Source organism: Micromonospora parva, from assembly GCF_040649675.1.
In the GTDB taxonomy this organism is placed as follows: Bacteria; Actinomycetota; Actinomycetes; order Mycobacteriales; family Micromonosporaceae; genus Micromonospora; species Micromonospora parva.
In genome coordinates, this window is record NZ_JBEZFX010000008.1 from 312,051 (window position 1) to 332,065 (window position 20,015).

Genomic DNA, 20,015 nt, shown 5'->3' on the forward strand with positions numbered 1-20,015 from the left:
GGTGAGAATCGGGATCATCACCCAGTGGTACGACCCGGAGGGTGGCTCCGCCGTCGTTCCGGGGATCATCAGCCGGTCGCTCGTCGCCCTCGGGCACGAGGTGCACGTGCTCACCGGCTTCCCGAACTATCCGTCCGGCCGGCTGTCTCCGGGCTACCGGCTGCGCCCCTACCGCTTCGAGATGATGAACGGCGTCTCGGTGCACCGGGTGCCGCTGGTGCCCAGTCACGACCGGTCGGCGCTCGGGCGGGCCGCCAACTATCTCAGCTTCGCGGCCTCCGCCGCGGCCCGGCTGGACCTGCTCCGCAAGGTCGACGTGTGGCTGGTCTACTCGTCGCCGGCGACGGTGACGCTGCCCGCGATGGTGGCCCGTTGGCTGCACGGACGCCCGTACGTGATTCTCATGGAGGATCTCTGGCCGGACACCCTGGCGGAGAGCGACTACGTGCGCCCGGGCCGTCGCACCGACCTGATCGTCCGGTGGCTCAACAGGTTCTGCGACACGGCGCACCGGGGCGCGTCCTCGGTGGCGGTCATCGCCCCTGGCATGGCCGACATCCTGAGCAACCGAGGTGTCCCCCGGGACAAACTCTCGGTCGTCTACAACTGGGTCGACGAGCGCCTCTTCCGGCCGCGAACACCTGATCCCCAGTTGGCGGCGGCCCTCGGGCTGAAGGGCTTCGTCGTCATGTACGCCGGGAGCATGGGAAACCTCCAAGGGCTCGACGTCGCCGTCGACGCCCTGGAGCATCTCGCAGACATCCCGGACCTGACACTCGTGTTCGCCGGCAGCGGTGTGGAGGAACGCCGGCTGCGCGAATCGGCGGCACGGTACGCGCCCGGCCGGGTGGTGTTCCTCGGCCAGCAGCCGGTCGAGCGGATGGTCGAGCTGATGCCGCTCGGTGACGTCCAGTTGATCTCCCTGCGCGATCAGCCCCTCCTCCGGTCGATCATGCCCAGCAAGGTGCAGAGCACCCTGGCGTGCGGACGTCCCATCGTGGCCGCTCTGGCGGGTGACGCGGCCCGGCTCGTCGACGAGTCCGGTGCCGGGTTCGTCGCCCCTCCCGGCGACCCCTACGCACTGGCCGACGCGATCCGTCGGATGTACGAGTTGGGCGCTGAGAAACGCGAGGAACTGGGCCGCGGCGGTCGGCAGTTCTACCTGGAACGGCTCTCCGAGCGGGTCGGCAGCGTCGCGCTCGCCATGCACCTGGAGAAGGCGGTCCGGGGCCACGTCCCGGCCGCCGGCTGATCACGGTGCCGGTGGCGTTGTCGAGGAAGACGGCTCACCCGGTGGCACCCAGTGGCCAGGCCGAACGGCGGTGGCTGAGGCCGCTACAGCAGCCAGGCGCACTGGGCGGCCAATAGGATAGCCGGATCTTCAGCTCAGATAACCCGAAACACGGCCAGAGCAACTGCTTCGCCCTGTAACAAGGACAAAGAGCGCAAAGCTCCTTCTGCCGGGCGGCGGAAGAGTCGGAGATCGGGACAGGGAGCCAGTACATGCCCCAGGACACGGAGCACACGGAGCGGCCGGACCAGCGGACCCGGCGGGCCAGGGCCCGCCGGCGCGCCATCGGATTTCTCGCGGCCGACACCGCCGCCTGGGTCGGTGGTCTGGTGGCCGCCGCCTGGACCCGGTTCGAGTTCCAGCTCCCTCCCGGCCAGCTCGGCCGGGCCGCGGCGGTCGGACTGGCCGCGGCGGTCCTGCACGTGGCGGTGGCGGCGTTGCGCCGGCTCTACTCCGGACGGCACCCGCTGGGCAGCCTTCAGGAGGTCCAGGGCGTCGCCGGCACCACCATCACGACGGCCGCCATCCTGCTGCTCGGGCTCCTGCCGTCCGGCGATCGGCCGGTGCCGGCGAGCACCCCGCTGGTCGGCGGCGCACTCGCGCTACTGCTCATGCTCGGTAGCCGGTTCGTGTACCGGCACCGACACGACCTCGCCATGCGCCCGGATGTCAGGTCGTCGACGCCGGTGCTGCTGTTCGGGATGGGTGACGCCGGTCAAGGGCTGCTCCGCGCCATGCTCAGCGACCCGCGCGGCCGGTACCTGCCGGTCGGCGCGCTCGACGACGACGCCGACAAACGTGACCTGCGCATCGGTGGGGTGCGGGTGCTGGGTGGACGGCACGACGTGGCCGCCTCGGTCCGCCGTACCGGCGCCACCGCCGTCATCTTCTCGGTGGCCAACGCGGACGCCGCGCTGATCCGCCAGATCCGCGAGGCCACCCTCGAGGCCGGCGCGGTCTTCAAGGTGCTGCCCCCGGTGCGGGACCTTGTCGACCACCGGATCACCGTCACCGACGTCCGGGACGTGGAGGTCAGCGACCTGCTCGGCCGCCGGCAGGTGGTCGGCGACCTGCCGCTGAGCACCAACAGCCTGACCGGCCGACGGATCCTCGTCACCGGCGCCGGCGGGTCGATCGGCTCCGAACTCTGCCGTCAGGTGATGAAGGCCAACCCGGGCGAGCTGATGATGCTGGACCGGGACGAGTCGGCCCTGCACGGCCTGCAGATGTCGCTCGCCGGACGGGCCATGCTGGACGGCCCCGAACTGATCCTCGCCGACCTGCGCGACGACGAGGGCATCCGGCGGATCATGCGGGAACGCCGTCCGGAGATCATCTTTCATGCGGCGGCGCTCAAACACCTGACCCTGCTGCAACGGCACCCGGGCGAGGCGGTCAAGGCGAACGTCTGGGGCACCCTGTCGGTGCTGGACGCCTGCCAGGACGTGGCGAAGTTCGTCAACATCTCCACCGACAAGGCAGCCAACCCCATCAGCGTCCTCGGCTACTCGAAGCGCATCACCGAACAGTTGACAGCTCACGCCGCGTCCCGGTTCCCGGGCACGTTCCTCAGTGTTCGCTTCGGCAACGTGCTGAGCAGCCGCGGCTCGGTGGTGACGGCCTTCCAGCGGCAGATCGAGGCAGGGAAGCCGCTGACCGTCACCCACCCGGACGTCACCCGCTATCTGATGACCATTCAGGAGGCCGTCCACCTGGTGCTCCAGGCTGCCGAGATCGGCCGAGACGGCGAGGCGCTGGTGCTCGACATGGGCGAACCGGTCCGGATCGTCGACCTGGCGCGTCAGATGGCCGAGCAGGCCGCCAGCTCCGTGCCCATCGTCTACACCGGGCTGCGGCCGGGCGAGAAGCTGCACGAGGACCTGCTCGGCGTCGGTGAGGTCGACACCCGACCGTTCCACCCCCTGGTGTCCCACGTGGCCGTGCCGCCGCTCGACCCGATGGAGGTGAGCGGGCTCGACCCGTACGACGACCCGGCGAAGATCATCGAGCAGCTCGCGCTGCTCTGCGCCCAGCCGGTCGCTCCGGCGGTGAAGGGCCCGCGGGGCGTGCCCCTGCAGTCGCACTGATCTGATCGACCCCGTCGCCACGGCGGGGCTGAACGGGGTGACGCCACGCGGGCGTCACCCCGTTCCGTTCGCCCACGGGGGCGTCCCGCCGTCACGGCGCACCAGCGCGCGGCCCAGGGCCGGGAGTCCGGCGAGGTCCAGGCGCACAGCGACCAGGGCCGGCGATCACGCGTTCGTGATCGCCGGCCCTGGTGCCGAGTTGGTCAGCGGCGGATGCCCGCCCAGTCGTGGTGCCGGCGCACTGTGGAGAGGATGAAGTCCACCACCCGCCGGGAGGTGTCGGGCACCTGGTAATCGGCCGGGCAGGGCACCCCCTCGGCGGCGACCTGCGCCACCGTCACCTCGACCGCCTCGACCACGCCCAGCGGGTCGAGGCCGGTCATGATGATGCCGCCCGCGTCGAGGGCCTCCGGGCGTTCGATCGACTCGCGCAACGTCACCGCGGGAAAGCCGAGGATGGCGGCCTCCTCGCTGATCGTCCCGCTGTCGGACAGGGTGCAGAACGCCTTCGTCTGCAGGTGCACGTAGTCCAGCAGGCCGAACGGGTCGTGGAAGGCGATGCCGTCCAGTGCGCTGGCATCCGGGGCCAGCGCCTCCAGCCGCTTACGGGTGCGCGGGTGGGTGGAGACCAGCACGGGGAAGCCCCACCGGTCGCGAACCGCGACCAGGCAGTCCAGCAACCGCTGGAGCCGCTCGGGGCGGTCCACGTTCTCCTCCCGGTGCGCGCTCACCAGGAAGTACCGGCCCTGGTCGAGTTCCAGTTGACGCAGGATGGTCGAGCTGGCGATCGGAGTCCGGTAGTGCTCCAGCACCTCCCGCATGGGTGAGCCGGTGTGCAGGATGCGGCGTGGGTGCAGGCCCTCGGCGAGCAGGTTACGCCGGGCGTGTTCGGTGTAGACGAGGTTGAAGTCGGCCACGTGGTCGACCAGGCGGCGGTTGGTCTCCTCCGGCACGTTCAGGTCGAAGCACCGGTTGCCGGCCTCCATGTGATAGACCGGCACCCGCATCCGGCGGGCCATCAGCGCGGCGATGCAACTGTTGGTGTCACCGAGCACCAGCAGGGCGTCGGGTCGCTCCTCGGCGATCGCGGTCTCCATGCCGACGAGCACCCCGCCGAGGACCCTCCCCAGCGACGAGGTGTCGACCCGGAGAAAGCGGTCCGGCTCCCGCAGCCGCAGCTCCTTGAAGAACACGTCCGACAGGGTGCTGTCCCAGTTCTGCCCGGTGTGCACCAGCGTGTGCTCCACCGTGTCGTCGAGTCGCGCGAGCACCCGGGAGAGCCTGATGATCTCCGGCCGGGTGCCGACGACAGTCATGATCCGGGTCATGCCCGCCCTCTCTCTGCTGCCGCCAGGGGCGCCGTCCGGGCCGCCTCCACCGGCTCCGCCCAGGTGTCCGGCCGGTCCGGGTCGAAAAGCTCGTTGGTCCAGAACATCGTCACCAGTTCGTCGACACCGGTGTTCACCAGCTTGTGCACCCACATCGTGGGCATGTCGACGAGGGTTGGCTCGGCACCGCTCACCGGGAACCGCAGCACCTCGTGGTCGCCGACCCGGCGCAGGCTGATCTCGGCCGAGCCGCGCAGCACCACGAACCGCTCCACCTTCGCCAGGTGGAAGTGTTCTCCCCGGGTGATCCCGGGCCGGGTGGTGGAGCAGAACGACTGCCCCGCCCCGCCGTGCGCCTTGACCGTCTCGACCAGTTCGCCGCGGGCGTCCGCTCGCCGGGGCAACGCCATCGGGTAGTGCGCCGGGAAGCAGTGCGACCGGTAGGTGTTGAACAGCCGCACGTCGTGCCGGTTCAGCAGGGACGGGATCTCCCCGGTCCGGTACGTCGCGGCCATCCCGGCGAGCCGGTCCGCCAAGGCTTGGACGCCGACACGCAGCGCCGGCATGGCCGGATCCCACGACCCCCCGCGGGACAGCCCGATGAGCCGGGCGGCGGCATCGGTGACGTGCACCAGGCTCAGTTCACGGTCGGCGTGCACCTCGGGCCGCCCACCCTCGGCGAGCAGCCGGCAGAAGGTCGCCACCGCCGAGTTGTAGTGCGGTCGCCCGTGCTCGCCGTACAGGTTCGGCAGCAACACGTCGTCGAGGTCGACGCCGGTGTCCGCCAGCACCCGCGCCGCCTCGGCCTTGGCGTCGCCGTACGGTGTGCCGTTGCCGGCCTGCACCGAATTGGCGTAGACCACCCGCGCCGGCGGGTTCGCGCAGTGCTTGAGCCCGTCGGCGAGTTGGGTGGCGAGCTGGATGTTGCCGGCGGCGACCTCGGCGGCGTCGCCCCGGTTGACGCCGGCCAGGTGCAGCAGGCGGTCGTGGCCGGCGATCTTCGCCGCGATCACTCCCGGGTCGGCCAGGTCGACACGGCTGAGCACTGTCGGCTCCGGCCACCCCAGCGCGCGCAGCAGCACCCGGACGTGCCAGCCGAGAAAACCTCCGCCGCCGGTGACGGCGAGCTTCAGCACGCCAACACCGGGTCTCGCAGCGCCAGCTCCGCGCGCACCTCGGGCAGCGTCTTCAGCAATTCGACAAGCTCGGGTACGCCGAGCTGCGGCGCGTTCGACGAGTTGAAGTCCTCGGTCAGCCCGGCACCGAACTCGCCCTCGGAGACGTAGAGCGCGTAGTTGAGATCGCGACCGTCCAGCGGCACCCGGAGAAAGTCTCCGAAGTCCTCGGCCTGGGCGAGTTCCTCCCGACTGGCCAGCGTCTCGGCCTGCTTCTCGCCGTGTCGAATGCCGATCACATCGAGCTTGGCGGGTACGTCGAAGAGCTGACACACCGCCTCGGCCAGGTCGCCGACGGTGCACGCCGCGGCCTTGCGGATGAAGATGTCACCCGGCCGCGCGTGCTGGAACGCGTGCTCGACCAGCTCGACGGAGTCCGCCAACGACATCACGAACCGGGTCATTCCCGGATCGGTCACGGTGGGCGCCCGGCCCGCCTTGATCTGCTCGATGAAGAGCGGAATCACCGACCCACGCGAGTACATGACATTGCCGTACCGCACGCAGGAGACGGTGGTGGCGCTGTTCGGGTTGTTCCGGGCGTGCGCCTGGACGACCTTCTCCATCATCGCCTTGCTCATGCCCATCGCGTTCACCGGGTAGACGGCCTTGTCGGTGCTGAGCACCACCACCGACCCGACGCCGTTGCGCTCGGCGGCCTCGACGACGTTGCTGCTGCCCAGCACGTTCGTCCGTACTGCCTCGAGGGGGAAGAACTCGCACGACGGCACCTGCTTGAGGGCGGCGGCGTGGAAGATGTAGTCGATGCCTCGGCTGGCCTTGAGCACCGAGTCGTAGTCGCGGATGTCGCCGACGTAGTAGCGGACCCGCTCGTCACCGAGCAGCCGACGCATCGCGTCCTGCTTGGCCTCGTCCCGGCTGAGCACCCGAACCTCGCCGACGCCGCGGGCGAGGAGCCGGCGAACCATGGTCTGACCGAAGGAACCGGTGCCGCCGGTGATGAGCACGCGGTGCCCGGTGGTAGCGAAAGTCATAAACCCTCCCGTGTCGTCGATTCGCCGATCCATAACCCGACGAGTCGGCGAGTGGAGCCAGGGCGTCGCCCACGATCCATCCGCAGCAAGGGCCGGCTCGGCCGGTTGCGGCACCGGGGACAACGACATGTCCAGCCGGCAGATACGCTTCTCGCTGCTAAATCGCCGTAAAGCATGACAAGGAAGAAACGATCGCGGGTGGTCGGTCGCCCCGGGGACCGCACGCGGCGACGAGTCGCGCCAAAGTGCGCAGCCCGAACGGCATCTGTCGCAGTCATTTCATGAAACATGCGAATTACCGGATCGACGCTTGCTATAACACCCTTACGCACTGGTGACACACATCCGGCACGTCCGCCTGCGACCTTGGCCGGCTCTTCAGAACGACACACGTCTTCGGTCCTGCCGTGCGCCTACCGACGGACAGCTTGGCGGTGCAGGCCGGGATGAGCAGAACGACCACTACCGGGACGCACCCGGCGGAGCGGACACTGACGCGGGAGCACAGCTGGATGAGCACGACAACACCAGACCTCACCACACGTCGATTCGCGCCAACGCCGGCGTTGCCGCGAACGAATCAACAACCCCCGGCCGTGTTCCGTCGTTCGCTGCGAGCGTGGCTGCCACTGTTGTTGGCCGGCGGCTGGATGCTGGGCACATTCGGCCTCTTCTGGACCGGGGCGTTGGCGCAGGAGGTGCCGAACCGCGGCGTGCTGTGGCTGTTCGTGTTGAGCGCGACCGGCGCCTTTGCCGTCGGTTATGTCGCACAGCTCTTCCGCGGCAATTCCGCGCCCAGGGCCAGAACGACCCGCTCCACCGACATCCTGCGGGCTCGCCGGTTGGTGCTGGCCGGTGGCATCTACTACATGGTCTTCGGCGTGGCCCTGCTACTCGAATACGGGGCAACCGGTCCGGGCAGCATCATTGCCAGCCTGCAGGACCCAGCGGGGGCGTACCTCAACAAGTTCACCGTCTACCAGCAGCAGGAGGACGCCGGGCGGACCAACCCGGTCATCCAGGTACTGACCCTGCTCGGCGTTCTGGGCACCGCGCTCGTGCCACTGCTCGTCGTCTACTGGCGGCGACTGTCGAGCGGCCTGCGACTCGTGGGGCTCGCCGGCATCGGCGTCTACAGCGTCTTCTTCCTCTACATCGGCACGCTCAAGGGCCTCGGCGACTTCGTGTTGATGATTGCCGCCGGGCTGCTCATCGCGTCGTCGCGGAATCCCGATCGCATCGCGCAGCGGCAGAAGCGGCGACGCGCGACGGTGCTGGTGGCGGTCGTGGTCGTGCTCTTCTGCGGCTACATGATGAGCAATCAGGCAGATCGCGTGGACCAGTTCGGCACCCAGGATCGGGTCCGTGCGAATCCGACGGTCGAGCGGATCGCCGGCGAGCAGGTGGCGACCGGGCTGGCCGCGCTGGTGATCTATCCAACCCACGGTTACCTCGGCCTCGCCTACAACCTCGAAACGCCGTTCACCTGGTCCCACGGGCTCGGCAGCACCCCGGCGATCACCTCGTACGCCAGCCAGTACCTCGGCATCGACGCTGACCAGTACCCGGCGTACCCGGTCCGTACCGAATACCGGACGGGGTGGCCTGCGGGCATGTACTGGGCGACGATCTATCCCTGGCTGGCCTCAGATCTCACCTTCCCGGGAACGGTGCTCTTCATGGCCCTGCTGGGTTGGTTCTTCGCCCGGCTCTGGCGCGAGGTGAACCTCTCGGGTGGCATCCTGCCGATCTTGATCTTCGTGCAGATGTGTCTGCTCGTGGCGTACATCCCGGCGAACAATCAGCTCGGCATGTCGCGCCCAGCGCTGATCGGCGTCGTCACCCTGCTGTTCCTGTACGTGTGGACGGCCCTCACCCGCAGCGGGAGCGGGTCAACGCCTCCCGCGCGGGTGCTGCGGTAGGCCGCGCTTCTCCACCGACCCGCCACCACCACCCGGTGGGGCGGTCATCAGGTCGGCCAGGAAGGACCGGAGCCGTTCGCCCTGTGCCTCCGGACCGCGCGTCCGTCGTACGAACGCGGCCCCCGCGCCCCCGAGAGCGGCCCTCTCCTCGGGAGCCATGGCGAGCACCCGGAGCAGGACGTCGCGCAGGCCCTTGGCCGTGTCGGACTCGGCGAAGCACAGGTACGGGTCATAGTCGGGCGGGATGCCCGGCAGCCTGGTGGTCACCACCGGAACGCCGGTCGACAGGTACTCGATGAGCTTCGACGGAAACGAGTAGCGGACGAACGACTGATCCACCGGTCGCGGGTTCACCAGAACCGAGGCACGTGCGAGGCGCGGCATCAGCGCCGCGCGGTCGAGCAGCTCCGGGGCGGCGATCCGGGGATCGGCCTCGGCCTGGGTCCGGGACCATTCCTCCAGCTCTCCCCTACCGAACAGGAACAGGCGCAGATCGGGATCGTCCATACCGCGGAACGCCTCGACCAGACGATCCACACCGTAGGCCCGGGTGAGCCCGCCGGCGTACACGACGTCGCGGCAGACCGCCGGCGCTTCGTCCGGCGCCACGCGGGGCCGAGCTGAGACGAGCGGACGGGTGGGGTGGGCCGTCGACGCCTCGGCCGGGGGCGGATCGCAGATTCCCTCCATGACCAGACGCGGGAGCGAGGGCGCGAAGTCCTCGGCGAGCGCGGTGGTGAGCACCACGACGCCGGAACACCGCCGCAACGCCAACCGGACCAGCGTGTGATCCAGCCGCCGTAACGCCCGGACGATCCGGCCGTCCTCAGGGAGAACCACTCCCGGGGGATCCGTCAGGACCGGCACCACCCGTACCGACCGTCGCCACGCGACCAGGGCCCCGAACCACAGGAACGGCGAGTGGACGCCGTGGATGAGCAGAACGTCGTCGCCGTGCTGGCGCAGCGTCCGCGAGCCCGCACGGACGACCGCGACGAACCGCGTCAGATGTTTCAGGCCGAGCAGGTTGACGAAGCCCAGCAGCTCTCCCTGCACGCCGTCCTGCTCGAACCGCCCCGACCTGAAGCGGATCTGGCGGTTGCGCGGGAAGGTCGACGCGGGGGCCGCGGAGAGCAGACGGACCGGACTGCCCGCGGCGCGGATGCTCCTCACCAGGGCCCAGGCGAACGTGTGGGTCTGGGTGGGCATGACGACGTCGTGCGCCACGATGTGACGGAACAAGTCGTCCCCGATGGTGAAGCCCAGCAGTAGCACCCGGGGACAGGGCTCGTCGGTCACGTCGCACCTGCCAGGATGCGCTGGTAGACGCCATCGAGAGACCGGAGCATGACCGGCAGGCTGTACGCGTCGTGCACCACCTTGCGGCCCGTCTCCCCCAGGTGCCGGCGTTCGGCGGCGTCGTCGAGCAACGGCTCCAGGGCCGTGGCGAATGCGACAGGGTCGCCGGCCGGCACCAGATGACCGCCGCCCTGGCGAAGCACCTCGATGTTGCCACCGACGGCCGAGGCTACGACGGGCAGAGCGTGGGCCATCGCCTCCAGCAGAGCGTTGGACAGGTTCTCGTGCAGGGTGGGAAAGACGAAGATGTCCGCGGCCGAGAGGAGGTCCGGCACGTCGAGCCGATTGCCGAGCAGCCGCACCTCGATGCCGTGCACGTCGGCCAGTGCCTCGGCGATTCCGGCCCGGTCCGGTCCGTCACCGGCGACCAGCAGCACCCGGCGACCAGGGCGTGGCGGCAGTCGGCGAAGCGCGTCCGCCAGCACCCCGAAGCCCTTGTCCCAGTTCAGGCGCGCTACCGCGATCATGGCCACGTCGTCGTGGGCAAGGCCGAGGGCCGCGCGTCGGCTACTCCTCACGGCACCGACATCGGTAGGTAGCGGAACCCCGTTGGGGATCACGCCGACGAGCTTGCCGGCGTGTGCCCGGACGAAGTCCCGGTTGGCGGCGTACTCGCAGACCGTGGCGACGTGGCTGGCCATCCGCAGCGTTGCCGGCTCCGCGCCACGGACCACCATCGTTCTCCGCCAGGTGTGGCCGCCGTGCCTCAGGTCCCGCACGGTGCCGTGCACCGTGACCAGGATTCGGGGGCAGCCGGCCAACCGGGCGGCGAGCACGCCATGAAAGCCCTCGTTCTGCAGGCCGCGCACGTGCACCAGGTCGGGGCGTACCCCCCGCAGAAGTCGGACCCACTGGCGCAGCAAAGGCACGTTGAGGCCACCGTTGCCGCCGACCTGATGCATGCGGACGAACTCGTACCGCTCGCTGAGTGGGGAATCCAGCACCCGCCCCACGGCGGTCAGTGGCCCGTTGGCGCCGGGCGTACCGGCCGAGTGCTGCACGACTATCGGCCGTGCTCGCACAGGTGGGGTGTACGGACTCTGCTCGTCCCGACTGGCTGGCTCCACTGACACTCCATCGTCGACGACCGGCACCGGCGGCGTGCCCTGATCCCCAGTAATCGAATCGGTGCGTACAGTAACACCGGCAATAGCCGTCAAAAGCCTGAGACACGCTTTATACGAATGGAAAGCATGAAAAGCTACGAGACCCTCACCTCTCCAGCTCAGCCGACCATTACCTCCGGCGAACCCGGGCCACGAGTGGTCATGGTGGCGGCGTACCGGTTCCCGCACGGTGACGCCATGTCGAACCGACTGCTCCAGCTGGCCCGCTCCGCGACTCCTCCGGGCGCGACAACCCTGATCGTGAACGACTGGCCCGACAACGAACGGCAACCTGAGCTGTTCGCCCTGCCACCCGAACTGCGTCTGATCACGCTGGTCGCCGCAGGTGGAGGCAGCCGGCTCCGGCGCTGGCTGCGCCGGCAGAGCCGACCACTGCGCGTACTCAAGGCCCTGCGTCAGGCGGGGGTGCCCGTCGGTGAGGTCACTGCTGTCTGTCTTCCACTCGGGTTGTGGAACCTGACCACCTGGATCGTGTTACGGCTGACGATGCGCTGCCCGTTGACGGTGGACGTTCTCGAACGGCACGACCCCCGACAGTTTCGCCGTGGACGCCTGACGCCCTACTTCATCCGGCACCGGTGGCACTCCTTCCTCGCTGCGCGGCTGGCCGATCGGATCATCGCCATCTCCACGACGCTGCAGCGACGTCTCATCCGGCCGAACCGGCCCGTCCTGGTGGTTCCGCCCCAGGTCGACTGCGCCGACTATCGCCAACCGGCGCCCTCGTCACTGACGAAGAGCCTGCGTCTGCTGTACGCCGGCACCGCGGGCTCCAAGGACCACCTCGCCGCGGTGGTGGAGGGCATCCGTCGACTGCCGGAACCCGAACGCCAGCGGGTCCGGCTGACGATAGCCGGGATGACCCAGGAGCAGGCCGCAGCCATGTCCGACCTGGACCAGGGGGCGGTGACGGACCTCGGCGACCAGGTCATCTTCCTGGGGCGGGTGTCGCGCGAGCGTGTTCTCGCCGAACTGCGCGCGGCGCACTTCTCGGTGCTGGTCCGACCCACCGGGGGTTACGCCGAGGCGGGCTTTCCGTCGAAGGTCCCCGAGAGTCTGGCCGCCGGCTGCCCGGTTCTGCTCAACCACACCAGTGACCTGGCGACCTACATTGATGACGGCCGAGAGGGCATCGTGCTGGCGGGTCCCGGCGCGCACGACGTGCGGGACGGCCTCATGCGGGCGCTCACCCTGGACGACGCGCAGTGGTGGCAGATGAGCCGGCGTGCCCGGGAGCGGGCTGCGGCGTTCGACTACCGGGCCTGGGCACCCACGGTGAGCGCGTTCGTGGCCGGGGCGCGGACCGAGCAGGACCACGTGAGCGGGCAGACGGACGTACGCCCACCGCGCGGCGGGTGGTGATTCGACCCGATCACCCCAGCGGACCAGCGGGAGCTGTCGGCTCAGTCGTCCTCCTGCTGCCGGCTGAGGTCGCTCGCGCCGCCCGGTCCTTCTGATGCCCCGGCACGCCGTAGATCTCTCGGATCACCGCGGCCTTTTCCTGAGCGGGCAGGTGTCCACAGCCGAGTGACTTGGCCTTCATCGCGGTGAGGTACTCGTCGGTGCTCCGGAGAACGCGGGCAGGTACGCCCGCGGCGACGCTGCCGTCCGGAACGTCACGGGTCACGACCGAACCAGCGCCGATGATGCACCGATCCCCGATCCGCACCCCCGGCATGATGATCGATCGGACACCGATGTAGACGTCGTCGCCGATACTGATCGGCGCGGTCCATTCAAGATCGGGATGCTCTCCGCGCAGAATGAGAGTGCCACCGTCGTGGGTGAGGAACTGCACTCCGGCCGTGATGTAGACATTGTGGCCCAAGGTGATCAGCCATGGTTCAGAGCCGAACATGCTCCGGTTGACGCCGTAGAAACGCACCCGTCCGCGCAGGTTCACCCCGATCGAACGCGCGAACCCTTCCGGGTCGCGGGCTGCCGCTCGCCGATCACGCAGGGCGGCGACGATGCCGCGCAATGTACTCACCATCATGCTCCATTTCGATCGGATTCGATCTCTTTGCTGAGACGCTGGCCAACGCCTTGCGGTATCCGACGACGGCGGCGGGAAGCACGGTGACCCCGTACGACAGCGCCGAGGCGAGCGCCACACCGGACAGCCCGTCCCTGCCCGCAAGGAGGATCTTCAGCGGTACGGCGACAACAAGGCAGACCGCCCAGCCGAGAAACTGCGCCCCCAGCAGCCCGACGCTGTTCTGCACCATGAAGAGCGGCGCCGCGACAGCGAGAAACACCGACCACACGGCGAGCGCGACGAACAGCGGGACCGGCACGTGGTCAAGGTCGTCCGACCGCACCCAGAGGCGCAGGATGTCGTTGCCGCCCAGAATGAGGCACAGCGCGGGCAGTGTCACCACCGCAGCGGACAGGTAGACCATCCGTCGGGTGCTGCGCCGGACCCAGGTCACATCACCCCGTGCGAGCGCCTCGCCGTTGGCCGGCCAGAGCGGCAGGTTGACCAAGGTGACGAACAGAACCAGCACGGCGAACATCCGCAGGATCACCGCGTAGTTCGCGGCCGCGTGCAGACCGAGCACCCGACCGACCAGGAACCCGTCGATGTTGAGGGCGATGGAACTCAGCACGGAGAGTCCGAAGAACCGCAACCCCAGTCGGAGCAGCCCCCGCACTTTCGAGGCGCGCACGTCCTTCACGCGTGGCCGGAGGTCGGGCTGCTGCCAGCCGAAATAGCAGATCGAGTTGGCCAGGTTCAGCAGCGGCACGGCGAGCACCGCGGCGGCGATCACCAGAACCGGAGCGGCGTTCACGGCGACGGCGGCCACCACCAGAGCCGCCGAGACGAGACTGCCGGCCGCCTGCCAGAGGTTGCTCTGCCCGACCTGTTGGTGGGCGTACTGCACCCGCTGGATGAGGGCCAGCGGGATGTTGATGAGGAAGGCACCGAAGCAGAGCAAGACGACCGCTCGGGCGTCCCGAGCCACCACCGGGTCCACGACGTTCAGAAACGCCGGCCAGGCAACCAGCTGAATGCTGAGCACCAACACCAGCAGGAGCGCCACCGCAAGGCAGGTGAGCAGGGCGTAGGCGCTCGCGATCTCCCGGGCCGCCACGCGGCGATCACCTGTGGCGTACAGCCGCGAGAGCCGGGTGAGCAGACCGTTTCCCAGGCCGAAGTCGGCGAACAACGCCATCGCGGTCAGCGACGTGATCGCCATCCACATGCCGTACCGCTCGGCGCCGAGATAGCTGAACGCGATCGGGGTGATCAGCAGCGGCGCGACCAGGCCGACGGCCTTGCCGGCGAGCGACGAGGCGATGCCGGTGACCAGCGCACGGCCACGCGACCGCCGTGCCGCCGACACGTCGTCCTGGCGTGGCTCCGCCTGCACCGTCGTGGCCCGTACCGCCGGCGTGGTGGCAGCGGACGCCTCGTCAACCGCGTCGACCAGCACGGGCGGGGCCGCCCCAGCGCGTGAGGGGCGGTCGGCCATCAGGCGGGCTGCTTCAACACGTGCGCCTCGAACCACTCGACGGTGGCCCGCAGACCGTCGAGCCGGGGAGTTGGCACCACGTCAGGAAAGAGTGAACGGAGCACCCTGTTGTCGGCCTCGGAGTGCCGGACGTCCCCGGGGCGGGGCGCCACGTGCCGCCGAATGATCGGGCGGCCGATGATCTGCTCCAACTCGGACACCACAGTGCGCAGCTCCGCACGAACGCCGAAGGCGAGATTGACCGGCTGAGGATGGGTGACCGTCCGCTCGACAGCGGCCAGCAGCACCGCGCAGACCGTCTCGACATAGGTGAAGTCGCGTGACTGCCGACCATCTCCGTGGAGTTCGGTCGGCTCACCGCGCAGTGCCGCGTAGATGAAGCGGGGGATGACAGCCGCGTACCCGTGATCGTGGCGCTGGGCCGGACCGTAGACGTTGAAGAACCGGAACGCGAGGGTGGGAAGACCGAAGGACGTCTGGTACGCCAGTGCGTAGGCCTCGGTGGCCAGCTTGCTCACCGCGTACGGACTGAGCGGGCGGGTCCAGGCGAGCTCGGTCTTCGGCAGCACCGGGTTCGCGCCGTACACCGACGAGGACGAGGCGACGACGACATGGCCCACGTCGTGCCGGCGCGCTGCCTCCAGAACCCGCAGCGTGCCGGTGGCGTTGGCGTGGTGTGAGGCGATCGGATCACGCAAGGAGCGCGGCACGCTCGGCAGCGCCGCCAGGTGCACCACCGCGTCGCGGCCGGCCATCGCCCGGTCCAGCGCCTCGTCGTCGAGCATCGAACCGGGAATCGTGTCCACGTCGAGGCCGTCGAGGTTGCTCATCCGCCCGGTCGCCAGGTCATCAAGAATCCGGATGTCGGTGACGCTGCGCCGCAGGACCGCGGCGCGGGCGAGATTGGAGCCGATGAATCCCGCACCGCCGGTGATGAGTAGTCGCATGCGTCCCGCCTCCACGCCCCGTTTACTGGTCAACCGGTCCAACGAGTTTCCCCAACGACTGTCACGCTTCGTCATCGTGCGACTACGGCACGACGATGCGCCGCGCCGTCAGGGGACGGTGGCGACGGACGGGTCGGGCCGCGCGGCGGACCCTGGAAGATCCGACAGCACCGCCAGCTCCGCTGGCGTCAGTCGGCGTTCCGGCGGGTAGAGCTGCTCTTCGTGCGAGACGATCGCCTCCACCGGCCAGCGCAACCGGATCACTCGGGCGGGGTTGCCGGCGGCGATCGCGTAGGGCGGCACCGGACGGGTCACCACGGCCCCCGCCCCGATCACCGCACCGCGACCGATCGTCACTCCGTGCAGGATGACGGCACGGGTGCCCACCCACACGTCGTCGCCGATCGTCACTCCCCGATCGAGAGCCCTGTCGGTGGGACACTTCTCGACGGAGATCATCGGCACGCCGAGGCGGTCGATCCGGTGGTTGCCACCCCGGATGGTCACCTCGGGCCCGAACATGACGTTGTCACCGATGCGGATCCGGGATCGAGCAGCCATGATGACCGGACGGTGACCGAGATCGACATTGCGGCCGACCTCGATCGTCTCGTAGGTGTAGACGCCGTCCGGGTCGAAGGTGAAGTTGTCTCCATGGGCGGCAAACCGGCGAGCGCTGGCCACGCCCCGCACGGCCCTGCGAGCCCGCGAGCCGTTGACCCAGATCAGGTCGAGGAGGCGGGCAATCGCCGTGACCATCCGCCCCGGGTGCCGCGACGACACGCGCATCAGGCTCGGCACCGCCCCGCGACGATGACGCCCGGCCGGACCGGACCACGGATCTGACGCATCGACACCTGCTCCCCCATCTGGCTTCGTCACCACTGCTGCGGACAGGAGCGAGCGTACGTGCGGATAGTCGGTTTTATGCACGAATGCCCATCTCTTGCGTCGGGAGAGTGCACGGGACCGGACGTCGGCGCCGACTTTTACGGCGGCCAGCCCACGCGACCGGTCGTCACGACAGGAAGTTACGTCGACACGGTCAGCAACGTTCCCCCCATCGAACCATTGACATCGATCACGCCGCACCGAAGGCTCGCGCCTACAGGTCCTTCACCCAAGGAGGCGCGATGAGACCGAGACGACTGGCGATCGCCAGCGTGGTCACCCTGCTCGGCGCACTGGCACTCACCCCACCGGCCAGCGCGCGGCCACCGTCCGACCCGGGCGCCCGCGACGGCCTGGAGGTGTACGTCGGCACCGTCGACGCGAAACAGCGGGAGCAGCTGCGCGCGGCGGGGGTCGACCTCGGCCACGACGCGAAGACGGACTCGTCGGGCCGGACGACTGTCGAGACGGTGCTCAGCCGACGGCAGGCGAAGCGGTTGACCGACAAGGGCGTACCGCTGTCGGTGAAGAAGGTTCGCGGCAAGGACGCGTCGCAGGCGCTGCGGGAGCAGGGCGCGGCCGGCTGGACGAGTTTCCGTCCCTACGGTGAGCCGGGCGGCCTGCGCGACGAGCTGAACGCCACCGCGGCCCGGTATCCGAAGCTGACCAAGGTGCAGACGATCGGACGCAGCCAGCAGGGGCAGCCGATCGTCGCGGTGAAGGTCACCAAGAACGCGCGGACCGTCGCGGACGGCAAGCGGCCGGCGGTGCTCTATGCCGGCGCGCAGCACGCCCGTGAGTGGATCACGCCGGAGATGACCCGCCGGCTCATGCACCACGTGCTGGACAGCTACGGCACCGACCCGGAGATCACCAAGCTCCTGAACACGACCGAGCTGTGGTTCCTGCCGGTCGCCAACCCGGACGGCTACGACTTCACCTTCACCCCCGGCAACCGGTTGTGGCGCAAGAACCTGCGGGACAACAACGGTGACGGGCAGATCGGCTCCGGCGACGGCGTCGACCTGAACCGCAACTTCAGCTACAAGTGGGGGTACGACAACGAGGGTTCGTCGCCGGAGCCGAACAGTGAGACCTACCGGGGTCCGGGCCCCAACTCGGAGCCGGAGACGGTGGCCCTGGACCGGCTCTTCAAACGGGTGGGGTTCGAGTTCTTCGTCAACTACCACTCGGCGGCCGAGCTGCTGCTCTACGGCGTCGGCTGGCAGGTGAGCACCCCCACCCCGGACGACGAGATCTACAAGGCGATGGCCGGGGACGACGCGCACCCGGCGGTGCCCGGCTACGACCCGGACATCTCCGCGGAGCTGTACACCACCAACGGGGACACCGACAGTCACGCCACCGTCAAGTACGGCACGCTGGGCTTCACCCCGGAGATGTCCACCTGCGAGGCCGCCTCGGCCGTCGACCCGGACGACCAGTGGCGCCCGGAGGACTGCGTCAGCGGTTTCATCTTCCCGGACGACGAGGCGCTGATCGCCGGCGAGGTGGGCAAGAACCTGCCGTTCGCGCTGGCCGTGGCCCGGTCCGCAGCGGACCCGGACGAGCCGGTGTCGGTGGTCGGTCGCAGCACCCCGGACTTCGTGGTGGATGCCTTCGACACCTCGTACGGGCGCACCCAGCAGGTCGCCTCGATCACCCGTCGGGCGCTGAAGAACGTGCGGATGCACTACATGGTCAACGGTGGACGGCCGAAGACTGTCGCGGTCCGCGAGTGGCGCGGCGGCGAACGGTACGGTGACACGCACGACGACTACTACGCCGAGCTACGCGGCACGGTCAGCGGCGCTAAGCCGGGCGACCGGGTGGAGGTCTGGTTCACCGGGAACAAACCGCGTGCCGGGGTGGTGGCCAGCGACCACTTTACCTATCGGGTGCACAACGACATCGGCGGTGACGTGCTGGTTCTCGCGATGGAGGACGTTACCGGCCTCAGCCCGGCGCAGACCGGCAGCACCGCGAAGTACGCCGACGAGGTCGCGGCGTCGCTGAGCGCCGCCGGGCGCAGCAGCGACGTGTACGACTTCGACGTCATGGGCCGCAAGGCGCCGCATCCGCTGGGCGTGCTGTCGCACTACCGGGCGGTGGTCTGGGAGACCGGCGACGACGTGATCCTGCGCTCCCCCGGTCAGGTGGCCGGCACGACGGCCAGGGCGGCCCTGGACACCGAGCTGGCCGTTCGGGACTACCTGAACGAGGGCGGCAAACTGCTGGTCAGCGGCCAGTACGCGTTGTTCGCGCAGGGCGCCAACGGGTCGTACGTCTATCACCCGGACGCGCCACCGGAGTGCACCGACGCCGGGGCCGCCAGCTGTCTGCCCCTGTTGAACGACTTCCAGCAGTACTGGCTGGGCGCGCACACCTACGTCAGTGACGGCGGGACCAGCCCGGCGGGGGAACCGTTCCCGGTCGCCGGGACCGACGCGGCGTTCACCGGCTTCACCGGGCAGCTGAACGCTTCGGGCTCGGCGGAGAACCAGGCGCACACCGCGTCGTTCCTGACCACGTCGAGCTTCCTGCCGCCGGACGAGTTCCCGCAGTTCGCCAGTTCCGCGCCGGTGGGCTGGACCCGACCGGGCGGTGCGCCGTTCGATCCGCGTACCGGTGAGTGGTACCTGTACAGCGGGCAGACCGACGAGTCGTACAAGCGGCTCACCCGCACGGTGGACCTCACCGGGGCGAGCAGCGCGGAGTTGCGCTTCTTCACCTCCTACGAGATCGAGCAGGACTGGGACTTCATGTTCGTCGAGGCGCACGAGGTGGGCAGCGACGACTGGACGACCCTGCCGGACGTCAACGGCAAGACCGGCACTGTCACCGGCGACAGCTGCACCGAGGGTTGGGTGGAGCAGTTGCACCCGTTCCTCGCGCACTACCAGGGCGCGGACTGCTCCCCCACCGGGAGCACCGGCAGCTGGAACGCGGCGACCGGGTCGTCGGGTGGCTGGAAGGAGTTCGTTGTCGACCTGTCGGGCTACGCCGGCAAGCAGGTCGAGGTGTCGATCACGTACGCCTCGGACTGGGGCACCCAGGGGCTGGGTGTCTTCCTGGACGACGCCCGGGTGCTTGTCGACGGGTCGACAGTGGCGGAGACCTCGTTCGAGTCGGCCGACCTGGGGGGCTGGACGGTGGCCGGTCCGCCGCCCGGCTCCGCGGGCAACGCCAACGACTGGTCGCGCAGCCAGCAGGCGTTCGAGGAGGGTTCGGTGGTGGTCACCGGGGACACGGTGTATCTGGGCTTCGGGTTGGAGGGTCTGCCTCCGGCGGCCCGCGATGACCTGGTCGCCCGCTCGTTGACCCACCTCACCGGTCAGCCCCGCCCCTGACGGCGGCGAGGTGTGCCGGCGGTCCGCGGGCCGCCGGCACACCTTCGGCGTACGCCGGGTGCGCCCG

General features: G+C 69.4%; 14 protein-coding genes. 5 read left to right on the forward strand and 9 right to left on the reverse strand.

The features are described from left to right. The first annotated feature begins 1 nt into the window (after nucleotide 1). Together AB0C03_RS21875 and AB0C03_RS21880 are read left to right on the forward strand one after the other, a co-directional pair. Nucleotides 2-1,252 carry a glycosyltransferase family 4 protein gene (locus AB0C03_RS21875; RefSeq protein ID WP_357638605.1) on the forward strand — a complete coding sequence of 417 codons (1,251 nt, stop codon included), beginning with the start codon at nucleotides 2-4 and terminating at the stop codon, nucleotides 1,250-1,252. Nucleotides 1,253-1,503: 251 nt separating this feature from the next. Further along, the gene (locus AB0C03_RS21880; RefSeq protein ID WP_210865506.1) at nucleotides 1,504-3,378 is read left to right on the forward strand and encodes a nucleoside-diphosphate sugar epimerase/dehydratase; all 1,875 of its coding nucleotides are present in this window, start codon (nucleotides 1,504-1,506) and stop codon (nucleotides 3,376-3,378) included. Nucleotides 3,379-3,581: 203 nt separating this feature from the next. Here AB0C03_RS21880 and wecB read toward each other — a convergent pair whose 3' ends face one another. The 3 genes from wecB to AB0C03_RS21895 are packed head-to-tail and all read right to left on the reverse strand — an operon-like array spanning nucleotide 3,582 to nucleotide 6,876. Next, complete coding sequence (gene wecB / locus AB0C03_RS21885; RefSeq protein WP_210857618.1) at nucleotides 3,582-4,706, reverse strand: non-hydrolyzing UDP-N-acetylglucosamine 2-epimerase; 1,125 nt, start codon at nucleotides 4,704-4,706, stop codon at nucleotides 3,582-3,584. Then, nucleotides 4,703-5,842, reverse strand: coding sequence for a polysaccharide biosynthesis C-terminal domain-containing protein (locus tag AB0C03_RS21890; RefSeq protein ID WP_210865505.1), 1,140 nt, complete (start codon nucleotides 5,840-5,842; stop codon nucleotides 4,703-4,705). Before AB0C03_RS21890 ends, wecB begins: the two co-directional genes overlap by 4 nt. Continuing rightward, complete coding sequence (locus AB0C03_RS21895; RefSeq protein ID WP_030335135.1) at nucleotides 5,836-6,876, reverse strand: SDR family NAD(P)-dependent oxidoreductase; 1,041 nt, start codon at nucleotides 6,874-6,876, stop codon at nucleotides 5,836-5,838. The genes AB0C03_RS21890 and AB0C03_RS21895 overlap by 7 nt, the downstream gene beginning before the upstream one ends. 596 nt (nucleotides 6,877-7,472) lie before the next feature. Here AB0C03_RS21895 and AB0C03_RS21900 point away from each other — a divergent pair. Further along, entirely contained in the window at nucleotides 7,473-8,798 is a 1,326-nt protein-coding gene (locus AB0C03_RS21900) for a hypothetical protein (protein WP_210865503.1), read from the forward strand. Here the strand turns inward: AB0C03_RS21900 and AB0C03_RS21905 are convergent. Then, on the reverse strand, nucleotides 8,769-10,097 hold the full coding sequence (locus tag AB0C03_RS21905) for a glycosyltransferase (protein WP_357638608.1): 1,329 nt from the start codon (nucleotides 10,095-10,097) through the stop codon (nucleotides 8,769-8,771). The genes AB0C03_RS21900 and AB0C03_RS21905 overlap by 30 nt on opposite strands. After that, on the reverse strand, nucleotides 10,094-11,179 hold the full coding sequence (locus AB0C03_RS21910; protein ID WP_357638610.1) for a glycosyltransferase: 1,086 nt from the start codon (nucleotides 11,177-11,179) through the stop codon (nucleotides 10,094-10,096). Before AB0C03_RS21910 ends, AB0C03_RS21905 begins: the two co-directional genes overlap by 4 nt. Before the next feature lie 162 nt (nucleotides 11,180-11,341). Between AB0C03_RS21910 and AB0C03_RS21915 the strand changes: the two genes are divergently transcribed. Next, complete coding sequence (locus AB0C03_RS21915; protein WP_357638612.1) at nucleotides 11,342-12,646, forward strand: glycosyltransferase; 1,305 nt, start codon at nucleotides 11,342-11,344, stop codon at nucleotides 12,644-12,646. Nucleotides 12,647-12,656: 10 nt separating this feature from the next. Here AB0C03_RS21915 and AB0C03_RS21920 read toward each other — a convergent pair whose 3' ends face one another. From AB0C03_RS21920 to AB0C03_RS21935, 4 genes are all read right to left on the reverse strand, one after another. Continuing rightward, on the reverse strand, nucleotides 12,657-13,277 hold the full coding sequence (locus AB0C03_RS21920; protein ID WP_357638614.1) for a DapH/DapD/GlmU-related protein: 621 nt from the start codon (nucleotides 13,275-13,277) through the stop codon (nucleotides 12,657-12,659). Further along, nucleotides 13,237-14,760, reverse strand: a complete 1,524-nt coding sequence (locus tag AB0C03_RS21925) for a lipopolysaccharide biosynthesis protein (protein WP_357638616.1) — start codon at nucleotides 14,758-14,760, stop codon at nucleotides 13,237-13,239. Before AB0C03_RS21925 ends, AB0C03_RS21920 begins: the two co-directional genes overlap by 41 nt. Beyond that, nucleotides 14,760-15,707: an NAD-dependent epimerase/dehydratase family protein gene (locus AB0C03_RS21930; RefSeq protein ID WP_030335149.1), complete on the reverse strand. Its 948-nt coding sequence runs from the start codon at nucleotides 15,705-15,707 to the stop codon at nucleotides 14,760-14,762. Before AB0C03_RS21930 ends, AB0C03_RS21925 begins: the two co-directional genes overlap by 1 nt. A gap of 108 nt (nucleotides 15,708-15,815) precedes the next feature. Continuing rightward, a complete protein-coding gene (locus AB0C03_RS21935; protein WP_357638618.1) occupies nucleotides 15,816-16,799 on the reverse strand; it encodes an acyltransferase in 984 nt (327 codons plus the stop codon). A gap of 41 nt (nucleotides 16,800-16,840) precedes the next feature. Between AB0C03_RS21935 and AB0C03_RS21940 the strand changes: the two genes are divergently transcribed. Then, nucleotides 16,841-19,948, forward strand: a complete 3,108-nt coding sequence (locus AB0C03_RS21940) for a M14 family metallopeptidase (protein ID WP_030335153.1) — start codon at nucleotides 16,841-16,843, stop codon at nucleotides 19,946-19,948. Nucleotides 19,949-20,015 lie beyond the last annotated feature (67 nt).